Source organism: Aeromonas sp. FDAARGOS 1415, from assembly GCF_019048365.1.
Classification (GTDB): domain Bacteria; phylum Pseudomonadota; class Gammaproteobacteria; order Enterobacterales; family Aeromonadaceae; genus Aeromonas; species Aeromonas taiwanensis.
In genome coordinates, this window is sequence record NZ_CP077363.1 from 379,865 (window position 1) to 401,427 (window position 21,563).

Sequence of the window (21,563 nt, forward strand, 5' to 3'; positions counted from 1 at the left end):
CGGTCAGATTCCATTTGGCACTGTCAGATCTGACAATTGCCCTTCCCCCGCGTTTTCGAAACAGTAGTGATTCCAGTTGTTAAAGGAGCACACCTATGTTTGAAATCTGGGATGAGACGGGCCGCGAGCTGGGGCTGACACTGCCCGAGCTGCAACAGCGCCTGCGCCAGTACCAGGGGGATGTCATGGTGCGCTACTTCAACCGCCTCGGCCTGCCGAGCACCCTCTTCCTCACCGTCCGTCAGGGATGCGCCTACCAGCGCTTCAAGGCTGGCAGCCCCCAGCTCGACTGGGACTGGCTGGCCCAGGCTATCCAGATGGCGCATACCCCAAAGGTCAGCGCGCCCCCGCTTGGCAAGGCGCCCCTCCAGGCAACAAACTAGGGCCTGCGTTCGCGTCCTCCTGCGCCAGATAGGCCAGCCCTGCCTGCCACCCCATCTGATACCCCTGCTCCAGCCGATCCTTGTCCGTGGTCATGCGCCCGACCCGAAAGCCCGCAGGCGGCACTATGACCCGGACGCGGCAATCCCGGGGCGGCCGGCGAATGAAGTCGATGGCGTCGTTGTAGCTTTGATGGCGAGAGAGGCTCGCCCGGGCCAGGGCCGGGGTCTGGCGCAGTAGGTAGCGGTGCAAGGCGGGCAGCCTGGGCGCCCGCTTGCGATAGCCCAAGGGCCGGGAGAGCACCACTGTGATGTCCCGCGCCCCCTGCTCGTAGGCGTGGCGCACCGGAATGGAGTCCGCCACCCCGCCGTCCGTCATGGCCTCCCCTCCGATGCGCACGAAGTGCCGGTAGGCGAGCGGCACCGAGCAGGAGGCCTTGATCTGCTGCTCCAGCTCGGCGGCAGTGGCCCTGAGGTAAGCCGCCTGACCGTCCGCCACCCGGGTGGTCACCACGGTCAGCGGCACCGGATTGGCGGCGAAGTGCGCGAGATCCAGCCTGATCTCCCGGATGGTGATCCCCCACAGCCAGTCGAGATCGAGCCAGTGGCCGCCCCGCAGGAACTTGCCGAAGTTGATGAACTCGGGGCGGCAGGAGTAGTCGGTGATGACCCTGTGGTTGCGCCCCCGCTGCCCCGCCAGATAGGCCGCCAGGTTGACCGCCCCCGCCGAGACCCCGATGCAGTGATCGAACTGCGTCTTTCCCTTCGCCAGGAAGGCGTCCAGCACGCCGGCAGCAAAGATGCCGCGCATGGCGCCCCCCTCGACCACCAGGGCCGTTTGTTGCCGACTCATCCCGCCTCCCGTTCCTGCCGTCCATAACCCTGGTTTCGGTCCAACCTGGCCGTGTGAATGTGCTCGAAGCCTGCCTCGTCCATGACCAGATTCCAGATGACTCTGTGAATGGCCCCACACTTTGGTTCATTCAGAGCCCAGTTTCCGGACAGGCTCCCTATAATGGCCGCGCCTCGCCTGACCCTATCGAGGCATAACATCTTGATGCTACGGAATATTACAATGAAAAACATCCCCAAAACCCTGCTCGCGGCTGCCATTTCCCTCGGATTGATGGCAGGCTGCAACAGCCAGAACGACTCCGAGACCCCGACGCCCATGGTTCGCTTCGCCACCTTCAACCTCTCCTTCGATCGCACCGCCGCCGGCATGCTCGCCGGTGAACTGGCCCTGAGCCGCGCCGAGCAGGATGCCCTGCTGGCCCGCCTCGCCGACGGCACCCTGAGCGGTGCCGAGAAGACCAGGGCCCTCGACGTGCAGCAGATCCGCAACATCGCCGAGATTGTGCAGCGCACCCGCCCCGACGTCTTCCTGCTCAACGAATTCGACAATGACGGCAAGGGAGCCGATACCACGGACCTCAAAGCCTTCAACGACAACTACCTGGCCCACCCCCAGCACGACGAGGTGAAGGCCATCCGCTACCCGGTGATGCAGAACTTTGCCACCAACACCGGCCTGATGAGCGGCCATGACCTCAACCTGGACGGCAAGCGCAACAACGGGCCCGACGACGCCTGGGGCTTTGGCAACTATCACGGCCAGTACGCCTTCGCCGTGATGTCCCAGTACCCCATCGATACCAAGGGGATCCGCACCTTCCAGCACTTCAAGTGGAAGGACATGCCGGGCGAAGCGAACCCCGTCATCGACGACTGCAACAATGCCAGGGCGCCGATCCCGGCCGGTCGCCAGTGCGGCGATGCCTGGTATGATGACGCCGCCTGGCAGGCCTTCCCGCTCTCGTCCAAGAACCACGCCGACGTGCCGGTGCGCATCAAGCGCGGCAACAAGGAGGAGGTGATCCACTTCCTCATCTCCCACCCGACCCCGCCCATCTTCGCCAACGCGGCGCGCCACAACGTCAGGCACAACCGGGCCGAAGTCGCCTTCTGGCAGGATTACGTGGAGAGCGCCGGCTACATGGTGGACGACGCGGGCAAGGCCGGTGGGCTGCCTGCGGGTGCCAGGTTCGTCATCGCCGGCGATCTCAACGCCGATCCCCAGATTGGCGATGGCGATCTGACCGCCATTCAGGATCTGCACAACCATGTGCTGGTCAATCAGGCCGTCACCAACGGCGCCCTGATCCCGGTCAGCCAGGGCGGCCCCGAGTGCCTCGCCAGCCAGCCGGATCAGTGCAAGCGCAACAACAACCGCCCCACCCCGGAGCGCATCACCAGCAGCAGCGGCCTGCAGCTCGACCACGTGCTGCCCTCCGCCAACCTGAACGCGGTCGCCTCCGGCGTGTTCTGGCCGGCCAGCTTCGAGCAGGGCCATCACCTGGTGTATGACGCCAAGCTCGGCATCGCCAAAGGCGTCAGCTCGGATCACCGCCTGGTGTGGGTCGACGTCGAACTGGACCACTGATGCGCAGGATCATCCAATAACAAGCGGGGCCACACTGGCCCCGCTGCGTCCCCCCCCTTCTCGACTCGGGCCGGCAGCCCCTGACACCCCGAGAAGGCGGTGGCCCTGACCCCAGGCGGCGAGGCATGCGGCCCCGGGCGACACAAAACGCGGCGGGATCACACACTTGGCGCCGCTATGGGGGTAGAGTGCCCTCTTCCCGTCATCAGGACCGCCCGGGTCCTGCGCCTTACCTTGAGGACACACCATGGAACTGCTTCTGCTCAGCAACGGCAAAACCACCGAACACCCCGGCCTGCTCGGCTGGGCCCGCGACCGGGTGCAGACCCTGCTCGCCCGCAAACAGGTCAAGCGCATCCTGCTCATCCCCTACGCAGTGATCCGCAGCGACTGGGATGCCCGCGCCCGCGAGCTCACCGAGAGCCTGGGGGTCGAGACCATCAGCATCCACCAGTTCGACGACCCCGTGGACGCCATCCACCGGGCCGACGCCATCTTCATCAGCGGCGGCAACACCTGGCGCCTGAACCAACGGCTGCACGAGTACGGTCTGGTGGTCCCCATCCAGCGGGCGGTGCGCGAGCGGGGCGTGCCCTACGTGGGCTGGAGCGCCGGCTGCAACGTGGCCACCCCCAGCATCCGCACCACCAACGACATGCCGGTGTGCAGCGTCGCCGTACTGCCGGCGCTGGGCCTCTTCCCCGTGCAGATCAACCCCCACTACCTGGACGCCAGCATCAGCGGCCACATGGGGGAGACCCGGGACGAGCGCCTGGCCGAGTTCTGCGCCATCAACCCGAGCGAGCACGTGGTGGCCCTGCGCGAGGCGAGCCTGCTGCAGGTCAGCGGCGAGAACGGCCACGAGACCGTCGAGTACTGGAGCGCCCGCGACGAGGAGTTCAAGATCTTCCGGCACGGCGAGACGCCCCGGGAGTACCAGGACGCCGCGCCGCTGGCCGCGCTGACCCCCTTCATTCCCTTCACCCTCAGGGGCTGATTCCGCGCGCGCACACGCGCAAATCCAAATGAAAAGAGGGATGGCCAAGGCCATCCCTCTTTGAGGGTGACGCCGGCGCCCTACTCCAGGATCGCCAGCTCCTCCTTGCCGCCCCGCCCTGGCGCCTTGAGCAGCAGCACCAGCGGCACGGCGCACAGGCTGACCCACATCATCAGGCGAAAATCCTGCAGGTAGGCGAGCAGGCTGGCCTGCCGGGTCACCTCCCCATTGAGGGTGGCGAGCCCCTTGGCCGTCATCAGCTCCGCCATGCCCGTCCCCTGGTGCAGACCGGTGTTGAAGGGGGTGATGTAGGCGGCGAACACCTCATGATTCATCTGGGTGCGCTGGGCCAGGTAGGTGATCACCACCGAGATGCCGATGCTGCTGCCGATGTTGCGCACCAGGCTGAACAGCGCCGTCCCCTCGTTGCGATAGCGCGGCGCCAGGGTCGCGAAGGTGACGGTGGAGAGCGGCACGAAGATGAAGCCGAGCCCCAGCCCCTGGATGATGCCGGTGCGCACTATGTCCCAGCTGCCGATGTCCGTGTTGAACAGGGTCATTTCCCACATGGAGAAGCTGGTGAGCAGCAGCCCCGAGAGGATGAGATAGCGGGCATCCACCCGGCCCGACAGCCTGCCTACCAGCATCATGGCGAACATGGTGCCGACCCCGCGCGGGGCGAGCAGATAGCCCACGTCGATCACCGGGTACCCCATCAGCCCCTGCATGAAGGGGGGCAGCAGGGTCATGGTCGCGAGCAGTATGATGCCGACGATGAAGATAAACACCAGGCCGACGCTGAAGTTGCGATCCCGGAACAGGGCCGGCTCGATGTAGGGGTGCGGGTGGGTGAAGATGTGCACCACGAAAAGGTAGAACGCCATCACCATCAGGGCGGTCTCGATGATGATCTCCCGGCTCGCGAACCAGTTCTGGGATTCCCCCCGATCCAGCGCCATCTGCAGCGCACCGATGCCGAGGCTCAGCAGGGCGAAGCCCAGCAGATCGAAGCGACGGCTGGCATCGATCTTCGTCTCCTCGATGAAGGCGGCGAGCCCGAACCAGGCCAGCAGACCGAACGGCAGGTTGATGTAGAAGACCCAGCGCCAGTTGTAGTACTCGGTGAGCCAGCCCCCCAGCGACGGCCCCAGGATGGGGCCCACCATGACCCCTATGCCCCAGAGTGCCATGGCGGAGCCGTGTTTCTCCGGCGGGTAGGTGTCCAGCAGCACCGCCTGGGAGAGGGGCACCAGACTGGCGCCGAAGATCCCCTGCAGCAGGCGGAACAGCACGATCTGATCCAGGCTCTGGGCCGCGCCGCACAGCATGGAGGCGACCGTAAAGCCCGCCACCGACCACATGAACAGCCGCTTGCGGCCAATTCTTGCCGAGATGAAACCGGTCAGCGGCATGAAGATGGCGGCCGCCACTATGTAGGAGGTGAGCACCCAGGAGATCTGGTCCTGGGTCGCCCCCATGGCCCCCTGCATGTGGGGCAGGGCCACGTTGGCGATGGTGGTGTCCAGCGCCTGCATGATGGTCGCCACCATCACCGACAGGGTGATGAAGGTGCGACGGGAGACCTGGTCGGCCTCCTCTGTGGCTGCGCTCGTCATATCAACCTCGGCTCGACCAGCCGGGCAGGGAGCGCTGATGACCGGTGTCGATCTCGGCGATGGCGCTCAGCCCCGCCCGCAGGGTGGGCAGCTCCGCCCCCGTGTCCAGCTTGATCCGCACCGCCACGCGCTGGGCGATCTTGACCCAGTTGCCGGTGGCGTTCTGGGCCGGGATCACCGAGAACTCGGAGCCGGTGGCCGGGCTCAGACTCTCCACCACCCCGGTCCAATGGGCATCCGGGTAGGTGTCCACGCTGATGTCGACCCGCTGGCCAGGCTGCACATGGGTCAGCTCCGTCTCGGTGAAGTTCGCCTCCACCCAGGGGGTATCGGTCTCCACCAGCATCATGGCGGTCATGCCCGCCATCATGTACTGGCCCGGCTTGGGCAGCTGGCTGGCGACGCCGTTGGCGGGGGCATAAACGGTGGTGCGAGCCAAATCCAGCCTGGCCTTGGCCAGTCCGGCGGCGGCTTCCCGATAGGCGGGCTGCTGCTCCACCGGCAGGTTCACGTCCCCGCTGAGGGAGGCCTCAATCTTCTTGAGCCCCTCCTCCAGCGCCACCTGCTGCTGGGCTGTCTGTATGGTGAGCTGGCGCGCATCGTCGTAATTGGCGGTAGAGGTGAAGTGCTTGGCCACCAGATCCGCCTGGCGGTGTTCCTCCTTCACGGCATAGGCATGGCGGGTGCGGGCCACGGCGATTTCGGCCTGCTGGCCCCGATAGCTGGTCTGCAGCGCCACCAGATCGGTGCGCACCTTGGCGAGTTCCGCCTCGGCCTTGGTCACGGCGACCCGGAAGGATTCGGGATCCAGCTCGAACAGCGGCTGGCCGGCCTTGACCTGCTGGTTCTCGTCGACGAACACCTTGGCTACCCGGCCCAGTACCTCGGTACTGATGGGCACCTTGTCCGCTTTCACATAGGCGTTGTCCGTCTCGACATAGCGTCCGCCCTGCAGGTAGATGGCCCCCGCCCCGAGCAGCACCAGGGCCGGCACCACCACCAGCAACAGCAGGCGGGTGCGGCGCCGATTGGCCGCGGGACGGGGGGAAGAGGGTGAGTCATGGGTCATGAGATCGCTCCGCATTGGTTGCGTCAAACAAAAAGAATCAGGAGTGGCAGAGATTGGCACGCAGGATCTTGAGGGAGTGGCACAGGGCCTCTGTCGCCTCCTCCCCCAGCTCGCCGATGGCCCTCTGATGCACCAGGTCGGCGGCCCGCTTGATCATCGCCAGGTGGGGGGTGGCCGCCTCGGTCAGAAACAGCTGATAGGCCCGCCTGTCATGGGGATCACTGCGCCGCTCCACCAGGCCGCTCTCCGCCAGCTGATCGAGCTGGCGGGCCAGGGTGATGGGCTGGATGTCGAGCCTATCAGCCAGATCCACCTGGCGGATCCCCTGGCTGCGCGCGATATGCACCAGGGCCCTGGCCTGGGCCAGGGTGAGACCGCTGCCCTCCAGCTGCTGCTGGAACTGACGGCGCATCAGGCGCTGGACGTCCCCTATCAGGAAGCCGAGGGTGTCGGGCTGTTTGTTCATGGCATGCAACCTATATAATAAGCTTTACTTATTATAAGCGAAGAGATGATATGTGCAAGCTGGCCCCGCCCGCCGTTTGAGTTCATGCTGGGGATCACCACCCCAACGGCAGGAGAAACGCGATGAACATCAGGATGGAGAGGGACAGCCTGGGGGAGATAGCCGTCCCGGCGGACAGGCTGTGGGGGGCCCAGACCCAGCGCTCCCTGCACCACTTCAACATCTCGGGAGAACGCCAGCCCATGGAGATCATCCATGCCCTGGCCCGCATCAAGTCCGCCTGTGCCAGGGTCAACCACGCCCTGGGGCTGCTCCCCGCCCGCAAGGCCCAGGCCATCATGGCCGCCGCCGACGAGATCCTGCGCGGCCTGCACGACGCCGAGTTCCCCCTGATGGTCTGGCAGACCGGCTCCGGCACCCAGACCAACATGAACCTCAACGAGGTGCTGGCCAACCGGGCCAGCGAACTGCTCGGCGGCCCCCGCGGGGAGGCGCGCCTGGTTCACCCCAACGACGAGGTGAACCGGAGCCAGTCCAGCAATGATGTCTTCCCGAGCGCCATGAACCTGGCGGCCGTCACCGCCATCACGGGCCACCTGCTGCCGGCCCTCGCCACCCTGAAGCAGACCCTGGCCGACAAGGCCGCCGCCTTCGACCACATCGTCAAGATTGGCCGCACCCACCTGCAGGACGCCACTCCCCTCACCCTGGGGCAGGAGATCTCCGGCTGGGTCGCCCAGCTGGAGCAGGGGGAGCGCCACCTGCACGCCGCCCTGCCCCATCTGTGCGAGCTGGCGCTCGGCGGCACCGCGGTCGGCACCGGCCTCAACTGCCCTCCGGGCTTTGCCGAGGCGGTGGCCAGGACCCTGGCCGAGCAGACGGGACTCACGCTCGTCAGCGCCCCCAACAAGTTCGAGGCCCTGGCGGCGAGCGATGCCCAGGTCTTCGCCCACGGCGCCCTCAAGACGCTGGCGGCCTCCCTCATGAAGATCGCCAACGACGTGCGCTGGCTGGCGAGCGGCCCCCGCAGCGGGCTCGGCGAGCTCATCATCCCGGAGAACGAACCCGGCTCCTCCATCATGCCGGGCAAGGTCAACCCGACCCAGTGCGAGGCGCTCACCATGCTCTGCGCCCAGGTGATGGGCAACGACGTGGCCATCAATGTCGGCGGCGCCAGCGGCAACTTCGAGCTGAACGTGTTCCGGCCCATGATCGCCTACAACTTCCTGCAGAGCGTGCGGCTGCTGGCAGACGGCATGCGAAGCTTCCACGATCACTGCGCCGTCGGCATCACCCCGAACCAAGCCAGGATCGACGATCTGCTGGCCCGCTCCCTGATGCTGGTCACCGCGCTCAACCCCCACATCGGCTACGACAAGGCCGCCGAGATCGCCAAGCTGGCGCACCGCCAGGGGCTCAGCCTGAAGGAGGCGGCCATCGCCTCCGGCCACCTCAATGCGGAGCAGTTCGATGCTTGGGTGATCCCCGCCGACATGGTGGGTCGCGGCGAACAAGGAGGCGCCTGACCCGTAAAAAAGCAGGGGCGCCGTGGCGCCCCTGTTTGTCCTTCCATGCTTGCTATCGGTTCTCACGTCTTGCTCTGGCAGTTGAACATCCAGTGGGTACCGAACTTGTCCACCAGGGATCCGAAGTAATCTCCCCAGAACATCTCCTGCAGCGCCATCTCCACCTTGCCCCCCTCGGCCAGGGCCGCGAACAGGCGATCCGTCTCGGCCCGGCTGTCCGGCTCCAGGTTGAGGTAGCTGTTGTTGCCCTGTACCAGGGTGAACCCCATGCTGGCAGGCGCATCCGTGCCCATCAGCACGTGACCGCCGAGGATGGGCAGCGCCACGTGCATCACCAGATCCCCGTCCTCCTCGGACAAGGGCGGCTGGCCCGGGCAGCCGGGTGACTCCTTGAAGCGGTGGATGGGGCCGTCAAACTCCCCGCCGAACACAGTGCGGTAGAAGAGGAAGGCGGCCTCCGTCTCCCGGGCAAAATTGAGATAGGTACTCACACGCGCCATGGGTTTCTCCTTGTCACCGATAGCTGGCCCCGCTGGCCAGCTAACAGCATAGAAGAGGACTGCCCCCCGCTCCCGCCCAGACGGGGGGGAGCCCGGGAGGCTTGCCTTACCCGGCCTCCACTTCCCCGGTAGGCAACTCGGCGTCCCGGCCCCTGCCGATGGCCAGTATGGCCACCAGGGAGATGCCGACGGTCACCAGCATGTAGAGAGCGACCGGCTGCCAGTCCCCCTGGTAGCGGCTCAGCAGCCAGGTGGCGATGAGGGGCGCCGTGCCGCCGGCCAGGGCGGCCCCCAGCTGGTAGCCCAGGGTGATACCTGTGTAGCGCACCCGAGTGGCGAAGATCTCCGAGGAGAGGGTGCCCAGCACGGCGGTGATCGGAGCCCAGAGCACGCCGAAGCCGATCACGGTCGCCAGGGTGATGCCCCAGCCGGCGCGGGTGTCGAGCAGCATGAAGTAGGGGACGATGAAGAGCGCCAGCCCCAGGATGCCGCCGATGTAGACCGCCTTGCGCCCCACCCTGTCCGACAGCGCCCCCATCAGGGGGATCATGCCGGTCGCCACCAGGGCTCCCAGCATGACTGCATGGAGCGCCACCCCCTTCTCATAGGCCAGGGAGTTGACCGCGTAGCTCACCACGAAGGTGGAGAAGATGTAGAAGGGGGCCGTCTCCACCACCTTGAGGCCGGCGGCGATCAGCACCTCCCGCCAGTGGTGGCGCAGCGTCTCCAGCAGGGGCATCTTGGCCACATTGCCGCTGGCCTTGGCCTGCTTGAACTCGGGGGTCTCGTCCAGCCCGTGCCGGATCCAGAGGCCGAGGAACACCAGGCCCGCGCTCAGCAGGAAGGGCACCCGCCAGCCCCAGGAGAGGAATTGCGCCTCCGGCAGCATGGCCATCAGGCTCACCGCCAGGGTCGCCAGCAGCATGCCGATGGTGACGCCCACCTGGGGTACGCTGCCAAACAGCCCCTTGCGCCTGGGGGGCGCATACTCATAGGCCAGCAGCAGGGCTCCGCCCCACTCGCCACCGATGCCCATGCCCTGCACCACCCGCAGGGAGATGAGCAAGATGGGGGCCCATATGCCGATCTGCTCATAGGTCGGCAGGCAGCCGATCAACACGGTGGCGCCCCCCATCAGGGAGAGGGTGATCACCAGCGTCTTCTTGCGGCCGATGCGATCGCCGATATGGGCAAACAGCACCCCGCCGATGGGCCGGATGAAGAAGGTGAGGGAGAAGGAGAGGTAGGAGAGCATCAGGCCGACCACGGGGTCGAAGTTCGGGAAGAACAGCTTGTTGAACACCAGGGCCGCGGCCGTGCCGTAGAGGAAGTAGTCGAACCATTCGATGGAGCTGCCGGTCAGGCTGGCTATCAGCGCCCGTTTTCGGGTCGCAGCCGTCTGTGGCTGCACCAGGGGTGTAGTCATCATTGTCTTCATTCCTTGAAGGTTGTTGTCAGCGAGTGGTGGGGCACCACATCCATGCTTCGGTTGCACCCACGCGGCACATCTTAGACAGCGGCAAAAAAAAGATGCAACCGAGATCCATCTACAGGTTGCACCATTAACAACATTCACAATTTAAATTGTTAACAAGCTGATCCAGCAGCAAAAATCACTACCGGGGCAGTTTTTTCCACCAGCACAGCCATGGCAAGGCCTCAACTCAAACGAAACCGTGTAGCACAACCATTAAAAATTCTTGCTTGAAGGTTGCACCTGGTTGCACCATTATCGTCAAAATTTAACCGTCCGGTAATATTGTTACCTTCTAGACACAGGAAGTCCCATGGCTACCACCACCCTTGGCGTTAAACTCGACGAAGCGACCCGCGACCGGCTCAAGCAGGCCGCCCAGACCCTGGATCGCACCCCCCACTGGCTGATCAAGCAGGCGATCTTCACCTATCTGGAGCAACTTGAGCGCGGTCTGACCCCGCCCGAGCACTCCGGACTGGCCGCCGCCGCCGGAGAAGAGGCCGTCGAGACCCTGACCGAGCAGGGTATCCAGGTCTTCCTCGAGTTTGCCGAGAGCATCCTGCCCCAGTCCGTCCTGCGGGCCGCCATCACAGGGGCCTATCGCCGCCCCGAGACCGAGGCCGTCCCCATGCTGCTGGAGCAGGCGCGCCTGCCCAAGGAGAAGGCCGACGCCACCCAGAAACTCGCCATGAGCATCGCCGAGAAGCTGCGCAACCAGAAGAGCGCCAGCGGCCGCCAGGGCCTGGTGCAGGGGCTGCTGCAGGAGTTTTCCCTCTCCTCCCAGGAAGGGGTGGCCCTGATGTGCCTGGCGGAAGCGCTGCTGCGCATCCCCGACAAGGCGACCCGCGACGCCCTCATCCGCGACAAGATCAGCGGCGGCAACTGGAGCCAGCACCTGGGCCAGAGCACCTCGCTGTTCGTCAACGCCGCCTCCTGGGGCCTGCTCATCACCGGCAAGCTGGTGGCCACCCACAACGAGGCGGGCCTGAACACGTCCCTCAAGGGCCTGATCGGCAAGGGCGGTGAGCCGCTCATCCGCAAGGGCGTGGACATGGCGATGCGCCTGATGGGCGAGCAGTTCGTCACTGGCGAGACCATCGCCGAGGCGCTGGCGAACGCAGGCTCCATGGAGACCAAGGGCTTCCGCTACTCCTACGACATGCTGGGGGAAGCGGCCCTGACCGAAGAGGATGCCAAGCGCTACCTCGCCTCCTACGAGCAGGCCATCCACGCCATCGGCAAGGCCTCCCACGGTCGCGGCATCTACGAGGGCCCGGGCATCTCCATCAAGCTCTCCGCCCTGCATCCGCGCTATAGCCGCGCCCAATACGATCGCGTCATGGAGGAGCTCTACCCCACCCTGCTCGGTCTGACCCAGCTCGCCAAGCAGTATGACATCGGCATCAACATCGACGCCGAGGAGGCCGATCGCCTGGAGATCTCCCTGGATCTGCTGGAGAAGCTCTGCTTCGACCCCAGCCTCGCCGACTGGAACGGTATCGGCTTCGTCATCCAGGCCTACCAGAAGCGCTGCCCCTATGTGATCGACTACGTCATCGATCTCGCCAAGCGCAGCCGTCACCGCCTGATGATCCGCCTGGTGAAGGGCGCCTACTGGGACAGCGAGATCAAGCGCGCCCAGCAGGAAGGGCTGGAAGGCTATCCGGTCTACACCCGCAAGCCCTACACGGATGTCTCCTATCTCGCCTGCGCCCGCAAGCTGCTGGCGGTGCCGGAGGCCATCTATCCCCAGTTCGCCACCCACAACGCCCACTCCCTGTCGGCCATCTATCAGCTGGCAGGCCAGAACTACTACCCGGGCCAGTACGAGTTCCAGTGCCTGCACGGCATGGGTGAACCCCTGTACGAACAGGTGGTCGGCAAGGTAGCGGACGGCAAGCTGGGTCGCCCCTGCCGCATCTATGCCCCGGTCGGCAGCCACGAGACCCTGCTCGCCTACCTGGTGCGCCGCCTGCTGGAGAACGGAGCCAACACCTCCTTCGTCAACCGCATCGCGGACAACAACATCTCCCTCTCGGATCTGGTGCAGGATCCGGTGCAGCAGATCGAACAGATGGCCGCCCGCGAAGGCAGCCTGGGCCTGCCGCACCCGCGCATCCCCCTGCCCCGGGATCTCTACGGCGAGGCCCGCCCGAACTCCGCCGGCCTGGATCTCGCGAACGAGCACCGTCTGGGGTCCCTGTCCGCCGCCCTGCTCGCCAGCACCAACACCGCCTACCAGGCCCTGCCCATGCTGGGCTGCGAACTCGACGCCCCCGGCGCCTTCCAGCCCGTGATCAACCCGGCGGATCACCGCGACATCGTCGGTCAGGTGAGCGAAGCCTCCGTCGAGATGGTGGATCAGGCCCTCGTCTGCGCCCTGGCGAGCGGCCAGATCTGGCAGGCCACCCAGCCTGCCGAGCGGGCCGCCGTGCTGGAGCGTGCCGCCGATCTGATGGAGTCCGAGCTGCAGCCCCTGATGGGCCTGCTGGTGCGCGAGTCCGGCAAGACCTTCGCCAACGCCATCGCCGAGGTGCGCGAGGCGGTGGACTTCCTGCGCTACTACGCCGCCCAGGCCCGCGACCACTTCGCGAACGACACCCACCGGCCGCTCGGCCCCGTGGTCTGCATCAGCCCCTGGAACTTCCCGCTGGCCATCTTCACCGGCCAGGTCTGTGCAGCCCTGGCCGCCGGCAACACAGTGCTCGCGAAACCGGCCGAGCAGACCCCTCTCGTCGCCGCCCAGGCGGTGCGCATCCTGCGCGAAGCCGGCGTGCCCGAGGGTGCGGTGCAACTGCTGCCGGGCCGCGGTGAAACCGTGGGCGCGGCCCTGATCGGTGACGAGCGGATCCGTGGTGTCATGTTCACCGGCTCCACCGAGGTGGCGGGCATCATCTCCCGCAACCTGGCCGGTCGCCTCGACGCCCAGGGACGTACCATTCCGCTGATCGCCGAGACCGGCGGCCAGAACGCCATGATCGTCGACTCTTCCGCCCTCACCGAGCAGGTGGTGATGGACGTCATCTCCTCGGCGTTCGACAGCGCCGGTCAGCGCTGCTCCGCCCTGCGGGTGCTGTGCGTGCAGGACGACGTGGCGGAGCGGGTGATCCGGATGCTCAAGGGCGCCATGGCCGAGTACAAGGTCGGCAGCCCCGAACACCTCGCCACCGACATCGGCCCCGTCATCGACGCCGAGGCCAAAGCCAACATCGAGCGCCACATCAAGGCGATGGGCGACAAGGGCCGCAAGGTGCACCAGATCGCCCGCGCCCAGGGGGATGCCTGCAGCCGCGGCACCTTCGTGCTGCCGACCCTGATCGAGCTGGACAGCCTGGACGAGCTGGGTCGCGAGGTGTTCGGTCCCGTGCTGCACCTGGTTCGCTACCCGCGCGCCAGGCTCGGCGAGCTGCTCGAGCAGATCAACGGCAGCGGCTACGGCCTGACCCTGGGGGTACACACCCGCATCGACGAGACCATCGCCCAGGTGGTGAACGTGGCCAAGGTCGGCAACCTCTACGTCAACCGCAATATCGTGGGCGCCGTGGTCGGGGTGCAACCCTTCGGCGGTGAAGGCCTCTCCGGCACCGGCCCCAAGGCGGGCGGCCCGCTCTACATGTACCGTCTGCTGGGCGCCCGTCCCCAGGACGCGGTGGCCAACCAGCTGCGTCAGGAGTCCGGCGCCACGGCGCAAGCAGAAGCGAAGGCGCCCCTCGCGGCCCTGCGCAACTGGGCGAGCAAGCAGGACCCGGCCCTCGCCGCCCTGTGCGATCGTTACGCCGCGCTCTCCCAGAGCGGCCGCACCCAGCTGCTGGCCGGCCCCACCGGCGAGCGCAACAGCTACAGCCTGCTGCCCCGGGAGACGGTGCTGTGCCTGGCACAGGAGAAAGCAGATCTGCTGGCCCAGCTGGCCGCCGCGCTGGCGGTGGGCAGCCGGGTGCTGTGGCAGGATGATGCCCAGGCTCGCACCCTGCTCTCCTCCCTGCCGACCGAGGTGCGGGATCGCATCGCGCTGGTGGCAGACTGGGCCACGGGCGAGGCTGACTTCGATGCCCTGCTGCACCACGGCGACTCCGATCAGCTGCGGGAGGTGAGCAAGCTCGCCGCCGCCCGTCAGGCGGCCCGGGGCGGCGCCATCATAGGCGTGCACGGCCTGCACCGCGGCGAGACCGATATCCCGCTGGAGCGTCTGCTCATCGAGCACGCCCTCTCGGTCAACACCGCCGCTGCCGGTGGCAACGCCAGCCTGATGACCATAGGCTAAGCGCTACGCAGTGACAGAACCCCAAGCCCCGCCAATGCGGGGCTTGTTCTTTCTGCCATGGAGCAAGCGGCATAAAAAAGGCCGCCCTTATCGGGGCGGCCTTTTTGTTCTCCCCTTGCGGGAGAAGGGTCGGAGATGAGGGGGCGACTCGCCTACACATACTCCATAAAGACGCGGGAGGTGAGCTTGGTGATGAGCTCGTAGGGGATGGTGCCAATCTGGTCGGCCACCTGCTCCACCGGCAGCCCCTCGCCCCAGAGCACCGCCTCGTCGCCCGCCTTGTCGGTGGCGCCTGGGCCTAAGTCCACCGTGGTCATGTCCATGGAGACGCGGCCCACCAGGGGTACGATGCGGCCGTTAACCAGCACAGGTGTGCCGTTGGGGGCCATGCGCGGATAGCCGTCGCCGTAACCGATGGCGATGACCCCGAGCCGGGTGTCGCGATCCGACACCCAGTTGGCGCCATAACCCACCGGCTCGCCCGCCTTGTGCTCCCGCACCGCGATGAGTTGGGTCTTGAGGGTCATCACCGGCTGCAGATCGTAATCCGCCGCTACCGTATTGGGGAAAGGGGACACACCGTAGAGGATGACGCCGGGGCGGATCCAGTCGCAGTGGGCATCCGGCCACGCCAGGATGCCTGCCGAGTTCGCCATGGCGCGCTCGCCCAACAGCGGCGCGGTGAGCTTGCTGAAGAGGTCGATCTGCTCGCGGGTGGCGGGCTGGTCCAGCTCGTCGGAGCGGCTGAAGTGGGTCATGACGTTGAACGGCTGCACCACGTTCTTGCACTTGCCGAGGCGCTCGATAAAGGCTGGCATCTCCTCGGCCCGCACCCCGAGGCGGTGCATGCCGGTGTCGAGCTTGAGCCAGGCCACCACGGGAGCGGGCAAGTCCGCCTGCTCCAGCGCCTCGAGCTGCTCCCAGGTGTGCACCGCGGTCTGCAGGTTGTTGGCCGCCAGCACCGGCAGGTCGGCAGCGCTGAAGAAACCCTCCAGCAGGACGATGGGTTTGACCACGGCGCAGGAGCGCAGCATCAGCGCCTCCTCGATGCGGGCCACCGCGTAGGCGTCCGCATCCACCAGGGTGCGGGCGACAGGCAGCAGGCCGTGGCCGTAGGCGTTGGCCTTGACCACGGCAATGATCTTGCATTGGGGGGCGTGGCGCTTGACCACGGCGAGGTTGTGGCGCAGGGCCGCTGTATTGATCTGGGCGATAGCCGCTTTCATCTGTTTTCCCTTACGAGGGCATGATATTCAGGCACCGGGTGGTGTCAGCCCTCAAATCTCATCGTCTTGGGCCGGACCGGCAGAATTGTCGAACCGGGAAAACTGTGTATGGAGGCGGGGTCGGCCTTCTTGCGAGCGCCCTCCCCGTCAGGATCGCAATAGTGACACCTGAGCTGGCGTCACCCTGCGGATTGCTCATCAGTAATCATCGTCAAACGCAGGACCGGCGTAGTTGTCAAAGCGCGAGAACTGCCCCTGGAAGGTGAGCCTGACTCTTCCGATAGGGCCGTTACGCTGCTTGCCGATGATGATCTCGGCGATCCCCTTGTCGGGGCTGTCGTCGTGATAGACCTCGTCGCGGTAGATGAACATGATCAAGTCCGCATCCTGCTCGATGGAGCCGGATTCACGAAGATCCGAGTTGACCGGGCGCTTGTCGGCCCGCTGTTCCAGGCTTCGGTTCAGCTGGGAGAGCGCCACCACGGGGCACTGCAGCTCTTTCGCCAGCGCCTTGAGGGAGCGGGAGATTTCACCGATCTCCAGGGTACGGTTGTCAGACAGTGCCGGTACCCGCATCAGTTGCAGGTAGTCCACCATGATCATGCTGATGCCGCCGTTGTCCCGGGCCACCCGGCGCGCGCGCGAGCGCACTTCGGTCGGGGTCAGACCGGAGGAGTCGTCGATGTACATCTTCCCCTTCTCGAGCAACAGCCCCATGGTGGAGGAGAGCCGCGCCCAGTCCTCGTCGTCGAGCTGGCCGGTCCGCACCTTGGTCTGGTCGATGCGCCCCACGGAAGCGAGCATACGCATGATGATCTGCTCCGAGGGCATCTCGAGGGAGAAAATGAGCACCGGCTTGTCGGCGGTGAGGGCCGCGTGCTCGCACAGGTTCATGGCAAAGGTGGTCTTGCCCATGGAGGGACGGGCCGCGACGATGACCAGGTCCGAGCGCTGCAGGCCGGCGGTCATCTTGTCCAGATCGTTGTAGCCGGACGAAACGCCGGTCACCCCGTTGTGAGGGGTCTTGAACAGCTCCTCAATCTTGTCGACGGTCTGCTCCAGGATGAGCTTCAAGGGCTGGGGCCCTTCGTTGGCGCTGGTGCGCTGCTCGGCGATCTGGAACACCTTGCTTTCGGCCAAGTCCAGCAGATCGTTGGAGGTACGCCCCTGGGGCTCGTAGCCCGCTTCGACTATCTCGTTGGCGACCGAGATCATCTCCCGTACCACCGCCCGCTCACGCACGATCTCGGCGTAGGCGCTGATGTTGGCGGCACTCGGGGTGTTCTTGGCGATCTCCACCAGATAGGCGAAGCCACCGGCCTCTTCGAGCTGCTCGGAGCGTTCCAGCTCTTCCTGCAGGGTGATGAGGTCGATGGGGTTGCCCGCGTTGGAGAGGCGGGTCATGGCCTGGAAGATCAGACGGTGCGGACGGCTGTAGAAATCCTTGTCGATCACCCGTTCGGCGACCCGATCCCAGGCCTCGTTGTCCAGCATCAGGCCGCCCAGTACGGACTGTTCGGCCTCAAAAGAGTGGGGAGGGACTTTCAGCTGTTGTGTCTTGGCGTCTTTTTTCGCCGTCACTTGCTCTGCCATACACATAAAAACCGCAGCGGGAAGGGGACGGGAATTTTACAAAAGAAACCCCGTCATCGCGAGCGCTAATACGCGCCATTCACCTCATCCGGTGACAAGCCAGGACGCAGGTGCGGGTCTGTTGATGGGTCTCTCGACGCCTCCTGCCGTTCAGAGGACGAGGAAGGGCCAGACCAGGGTCTGGTCTTTTTGTTTGGCTCTCTGCTTGTTGCGCAGCCTGCGCACAGAGCGGCTCGGTCGTCTGTTTTTCATCGCTGCCTCCACTGCCTGTTCAGGGTTCAATCCGTTCATGAATAATTCATGCCAGACATGTTTACCTTAGGCGCAAGCTGCAACACAAAAAGGGACTGGCAGCCTGCCATGCGCCTCGCTGAGCTTGCACAAGCAGAGCATGCCCCCACCTACATGAGAGTGAAAGAGTCAAAATGAAAAAGATGCTGACCCTGTTTGCCGTGATCCTGGCCATTGGCCTTGGGGCACCCATCGCCGAGGCCAAGAAACTTGGTGGCGGCAAATCCTTTGGCAAGAGCTACAAGACGGCGCCGGCCCAGCCAGCTCCGACTGCAGCTCCCGTGAATGGCAAGAACCCGACCCTGGCCGCTGCGCCCAAGAAGAGCGGCATGATGGGTGGCCTGCTGGGTGGCCTGCTGGCCGGCGGCCTGTTCGCCTACCTGCTGGGCAGCGGCGCCTTCGAAGGCATGCAAGGAATGGACTTCCTGCTGATCGCCCTGCTGGCCCTGGGTGCCGTCTTCCTGATCCGCGCCCTGCGCAAGAACAAGGCGGCGGCGACCCAGCCACAGGCCGCCTATGCGGGATACCAGCCGCCTGCGGCCGCCCCGCAGCAGTTCGAGCAGAGCCACAGCGCCCCGCAGGCCACCGGCTTTGCCGACAGCGACGTGCCCTTCCGCCTGCCCCCGGGCTTTGACATGAACGGCTTCCTGTCCGGTGCCCGCGATCACTACCGCACCCTGCAAGAGGCCTGGAACAAGAACGATCTGGAGAAGATCCGCGAGTACGTGAGCCCGGAACTGTTCGACAGCCTCAAGGCCGAGCGCGCCGAGCTGACTGGCGACCAGCACACCGAGGTGATGTACGTGGATACCCAGCTGGTGCGCGCCGACTACGGCAGCGACTGGGCCCAGGTGAGCGTGCGCTTCAGCGGCCGCTACATGGACCGTCAGGAGCAGGTCGAGGAGGACATCAAGGAGGTGTGGCACCTCGAGCGCAACCTGGCCAAGGACAATGCCCCCTGGCACATCGTCGGCATCGAGCAGCTCTAAGCGCTTCCCGACCCATCTCATCAAGGCGACCTCAGGGTCGCCTTTTTATTGCTCCGCTTATTGCTCCACACCCCTGGTGTCATCCACGTCCTCACAGCGGCAGCCTCAACCCTGCCCATGACGCTTGGCTTGATCAAGGGAACATCGCCTTGCGACCGTCTGGGCATCAAGTCCGTGAAGAGAGGAGGATGGCACTGGAGAGGTTTGAGTGCGGGTGTGGGTACCAAATAGCGAGGGAGGCATGACGCCTCCCTCCTTCTATGACTGACTTCAACTGGCGCGCCCCCCGCAAGGGGCGATAACACCAGGGGACATCAGTTGCCTATCGCATCCTGACCGCAGTTGTTGGTATTGGCCGGGTTCAGGCTGTTGTTGATGAAGGTCACTTCGCCGGCAGGCTGGTAGTCGGCCGCATGGATGGTCTGCTTGGACTCCAGATACTCCTTCAGCACGCCCGCATCGACCAGACCGGCGTTGATGGTGTTGATGACGGGATACTTGTCCCCGCCAGCCGCACTGAAGCTCGGAATGGCAAAGCTGTAGGTGGCGCTGGCATCGAAGGCCTTGCCGCCGATGGCGCTGATGGAGACGCTCTTGGCACTGCAGTTGACCTCCATGCTGATACCGCCGAACTGGGGATAACCGCCCCCGGTCAGGGTGGCGACCTGGCCGAGATAATCGACCAGCTCACTGCCCTTCATGGTGGCCTTGTTGACGGTATTGCCGAACGGATGCACGGTCAGTACGTCACGATAGGCAATATCCCCCGTCTGGATGGAGGCACGCACCCCACCCGAGTTCACGATGCCAAAGTCGGCATTCAGCTTCTCGGCGGTCGCCGTGGTAATAAGGCGTCCCAAATTGGTTTGCATATAGCGAACGTTTTTGCGTTCACCCAACAGCAGATCATCGGTAGAGGCAATTCTTACACCGAGCTCAGCCTCTCCTTTCTCCTGGAATACTTGCAAGGCGGCATTCAGCTCGGGATCCTTGATAATTTCATCCTGAATAAACTGGACATTGCCGCTGTCATCCTTGATGGCATTATTTTTGGCATCACGCTTCACCAGATTGACGGGAATAAGTTCATATCCGGTCAGGGTCAGCTTGCCATTCTGGTAGTCGAACTGGGCGCGACCCACATATTTGCCCCACTCGTGAGCCTGCATGATCCAGGTGCCGTTCTGTTGATCCGGCTGGCAATCGTCGCCGGGCTGGAAGTCGGCATAGGTGTCCGGAGTGCCCGGCTCCATGCAGACCGGATTCTGGGAGTGACCACCGATGATGGCGTCCAGGGTGCCTGCCGGCAGCGCACGGGCCATCTCCACGTCACCCGGCGCATTGCTGCCGTGCTGGCCATCTGCATAGTGGCCCATGTGGGTGATGGCGAAGACCAGGTTCGCCTCCTTGTTGCTGCGGATCTCCTGGCCGAGCTTGGCCGCTTCCGTGGTCGGATCGCGGAACTCCAGGGTCTTGACGTTGTTGGGGTCAACCAGCTGGGCGGTGTCTTCCGTGGTCAGGCCGAGGACGGCCACCTTGAGGCCGTTCTCCAGCTTGAACACCTTGTAGGGGTCGAAGTAGCGCTTGCCGCTGGCCTTGTCATAGATGTTGGCGGAGAGCATGGGGAACTGGGCCCACTCACGCTGTTTCTCCAGCACGGTCAGCGGGTTGTCGAACTCGTGGTTGCCCACCGCCATGGCATCGTAACGGATGCTGTTCATGCCGACGAAGTCGGGCTCGGCGTCCTGCAGATCGGACTCGGGGACCCCGGTGTTCACGTCGCCACCGGAGAGCACCAGCACCTCGCTGCCCGCCGCCTTGGCCTCGGCGCGCAGACGCTCGACCAGGGTCTTCTGGGCGGCCATGCCATATTCACCGTCGGTATTGTGCCAGAAACGGCCGTGGGTATCGTTGGTATGGAGGACGGTCAGCTTGCAGACATTTTCGGTACAGGGGGCGACACTTTCATTTTGCGAGGTATTACAGCCACCCAGGGCGGCGAGCACTGCCAGTGCGATACTTCCTTTGACAAATTTATAATTCATTTCCATATCACCTTGTTATTTTGTTATTGGATGACCCCTTCTTGGGTCGGCCGGTAATATAACAAACAACATGTGACGGTTTTTCATCGGCGACTCACAAATTCCGCCAAATGTGATCATTGGCGCAACCTGTTTCTTAATTCGGATAAGACTGCACCAAGGTCTCCGCGCATTTCGGCGCAAGGTGGCAGCCCGCCGGAAACAGTTATGGCATACTTCCCGCCATTCGATGCCAAGGAGCGCCTTGCATGGCCAAGTACGACAAGATTTCCCCCGAAACCCAGCAGGAGGCGATGAAGATCGCCCGCGCCAACCAGAAGCCGGGGCAGACCAAGGAGCAGACCCAGCTGATCGCCCAGGGGATCCAGAAGGGCATAGACGAATACAAGAAACAGATGAAGGCCAAGGCCCGCGAGGCGAGCCGCCAGAAGAAGATGCAGATCAAGGCGAAGCTGTCGTCCCAGACACATCAGGAGGAAGAGCCCGAGGTCGAGGTGATCGAGATCAGCCGCCAGCACCCGCTGCCCTGGATCTTGCTGGGGCTGAGCTGGCTGGCGTTTGCCGGCCTCTGGTTCTGGCTGCGCTGATCCCGTCCTGGGCAAACCTTTGCCCTGGGATCGGCTTCACAGCCCGGGCGCGGGGTGCTGGTCATCCCGCGCCCGGCATGCGTACACTCTGCCCCCC

The 21,563-nt window shown here is 64.8% G+C and carries 16 protein-coding genes; 7 read left to right on the forward strand and 9 right to left on the reverse strand.

What is annotated here, in order from left to right; genetic code table 11:
- Positions 1 to 95: 95 nt before the first annotated feature.
- Positions 96 to 383, forward strand: a complete 288-nt coding sequence (locus I6L45_RS01820; RefSeq protein WP_216983293.1) for a hypothetical protein — start codon at positions 96 to 98, stop codon at positions 381 to 383.
- On the opposite strand, the gene I6L45_RS01825 is transcribed toward I6L45_RS01820, so the two are convergent.
- Positions 337 to 1,233, reverse strand: coding sequence for a patatin family protein (locus tag I6L45_RS01825; RefSeq protein ID WP_216983294.1), 897 nt, complete (start codon positions 1,231 to 1,233; stop codon positions 337 to 339). The genes I6L45_RS01820 and I6L45_RS01825 overlap by 47 nt on opposite strands.
- Before the next feature lie 222 nt (positions 1,234 to 1,455).
- On the opposite strand from I6L45_RS01825, the gene I6L45_RS01830 reads away from it, so the two are divergent.
- Together I6L45_RS01830 and pepE are read left to right on the forward strand one after the other, a co-directional pair.
- The gene (locus I6L45_RS01830; protein WP_216983295.1) at positions 1,456 to 2,823 is read left to right on the forward strand and encodes an endonuclease/exonuclease/phosphatase family protein; all 1,368 of its coding nucleotides are present in this window, start codon (positions 1,456 to 1,458) and stop codon (positions 2,821 to 2,823) included.
- A 247-nt stretch (positions 2,824 to 3,070) separates the two neighbouring features.
- Positions 3,071 to 3,820, forward strand: coding sequence for a dipeptidase PepE (pepE, locus tag I6L45_RS01835; RefSeq protein WP_216983296.1), 750 nt, complete (start codon positions 3,071 to 3,073; stop codon positions 3,818 to 3,820).
- An 80-nt stretch (positions 3,821 to 3,900) separates the two neighbouring features.
- On the opposite strand, the gene I6L45_RS01840 is transcribed toward pepE, so the two are convergent.
- Genes I6L45_RS01840 through I6L45_RS01850 form a run of 3 tightly spaced genes read right to left on the reverse strand, consistent with a single transcriptional unit; the run spans position 3,901 to position 6,971 of the window.
- Positions 3,901 to 5,436 (reverse strand): DHA2 family efflux MFS transporter permease subunit, encoded by a 1,536-nt coding sequence (locus I6L45_RS01840; RefSeq protein ID WP_216983297.1) that lies wholly within the window; start codon positions 5,434 to 5,436, stop codon positions 3,901 to 3,903.
- A gap of 1 nt (position 5,437) precedes the next feature.
- Complete coding sequence (locus I6L45_RS01845; RefSeq protein WP_216983298.1) at positions 5,438 to 6,505, reverse strand: HlyD family secretion protein; 1,068 nt, start codon at positions 6,503 to 6,505, stop codon at positions 5,438 to 5,440.
- A gap of 37 nt (positions 6,506 to 6,542) precedes the next feature.
- Positions 6,543 to 6,971, reverse strand: coding sequence for a MarR family winged helix-turn-helix transcriptional regulator (locus I6L45_RS01850; protein ID WP_043758426.1), 429 nt, complete (start codon positions 6,969 to 6,971; stop codon positions 6,543 to 6,545).
- A gap of 122 nt (positions 6,972 to 7,093) precedes the next feature.
- Here I6L45_RS01850 and fumC point away from each other — a divergent pair, with 122 nt between their 5' ends.
- Complete coding sequence (fumC, locus tag I6L45_RS01855; RefSeq protein ID WP_216983299.1) at positions 7,094 to 8,497, forward strand: class II fumarate hydratase; 1,404 nt, start codon at positions 7,094 to 7,096, stop codon at positions 8,495 to 8,497.
- A gap of 62 nt (positions 8,498 to 8,559) precedes the next feature.
- Here fumC and I6L45_RS01860 read toward each other — a convergent pair whose 3' ends face one another.
- Positions 8,560 to 8,997: a VOC family protein gene (locus I6L45_RS01860; RefSeq protein WP_216983300.1), complete on the reverse strand. Its 438-nt coding sequence runs from the start codon at positions 8,995 to 8,997 to the stop codon at positions 8,560 to 8,562.
- A gap of 106 nt (positions 8,998 to 9,103) precedes the next feature.
- Entirely contained in the window at positions 9,104 to 10,426 is a 1,323-nt protein-coding gene (locus I6L45_RS01865; protein WP_197068416.1) for an MFS transporter, read from the reverse strand.
- 358 nt (positions 10,427 to 10,784) lie between these two features.
- Here I6L45_RS01865 and putA point away from each other — a divergent pair, with 358 nt between their 5' ends.
- Positions 10,785 to 14,735: a trifunctional transcriptional regulator/proline dehydrogenase/L-glutamate gamma-semialdehyde dehydrogenase gene (putA, locus tag I6L45_RS01870; RefSeq protein ID WP_216983301.1), complete on the forward strand. Its 3,951-nt coding sequence runs from the start codon at positions 10,785 to 10,787 to the stop codon at positions 14,733 to 14,735.
- Positions 14,736 to 14,887: 152 nt separating this feature from the next.
- On the opposite strand, the gene alr is transcribed toward putA, so the two are convergent.
- Both alr and dnaB read right to left on the reverse strand, forming a co-directional pair.
- Positions 14,888 to 15,961: an alanine racemase gene (gene alr, locus I6L45_RS01875; RefSeq protein WP_216983302.1), complete on the reverse strand. Its 1,074-nt coding sequence runs from the start codon at positions 15,959 to 15,961 to the stop codon at positions 14,888 to 14,890.
- A 198-nt stretch (positions 15,962 to 16,159) separates the two neighbouring features.
- Entirely contained in the window at positions 16,160 to 17,554 is a 1,395-nt protein-coding gene (gene dnaB, locus I6L45_RS01880) for a replicative DNA helicase (RefSeq protein ID WP_039040054.1), read from the reverse strand.
- Positions 17,555 to 17,979: 425 nt separating this feature from the next.
- On the opposite strand from dnaB, the gene I6L45_RS01885 reads away from it, so the two are divergent.
- The gene (locus I6L45_RS01885) at positions 17,980 to 18,834 is read left to right on the forward strand and encodes a Tim44 domain-containing protein (protein ID WP_043758408.1); all 855 of its coding nucleotides are present in this window, start codon (positions 17,980 to 17,982) and stop codon (positions 18,832 to 18,834) included.
- Between the two features lie 314 nt (positions 18,835 to 19,148).
- Here I6L45_RS01885 and ushA read toward each other — a convergent pair whose 3' ends face one another.
- Complete coding sequence (gene ushA / locus I6L45_RS01890) at positions 19,149 to 20,879, reverse strand: bifunctional UDP-sugar hydrolase/5'-nucleotidase UshA (protein WP_210548001.1); 1,731 nt, start codon at positions 20,877 to 20,879, stop codon at positions 19,149 to 19,151.
- 248 nt (positions 20,880 to 21,127) lie between these two features.
- Here ushA and I6L45_RS01895 point away from each other — a divergent pair, with 248 nt between their 5' ends.
- Positions 21,128 to 21,466 carry a DUF2956 domain-containing protein gene (locus tag I6L45_RS01895; protein WP_216983303.1) on the forward strand — a complete coding sequence of 113 codons (339 nt, stop codon included), beginning with the start codon at positions 21,128 to 21,130 and terminating at the stop codon, positions 21,464 to 21,466.
- Positions 21,467 to 21,563 lie beyond the last annotated feature (97 nt).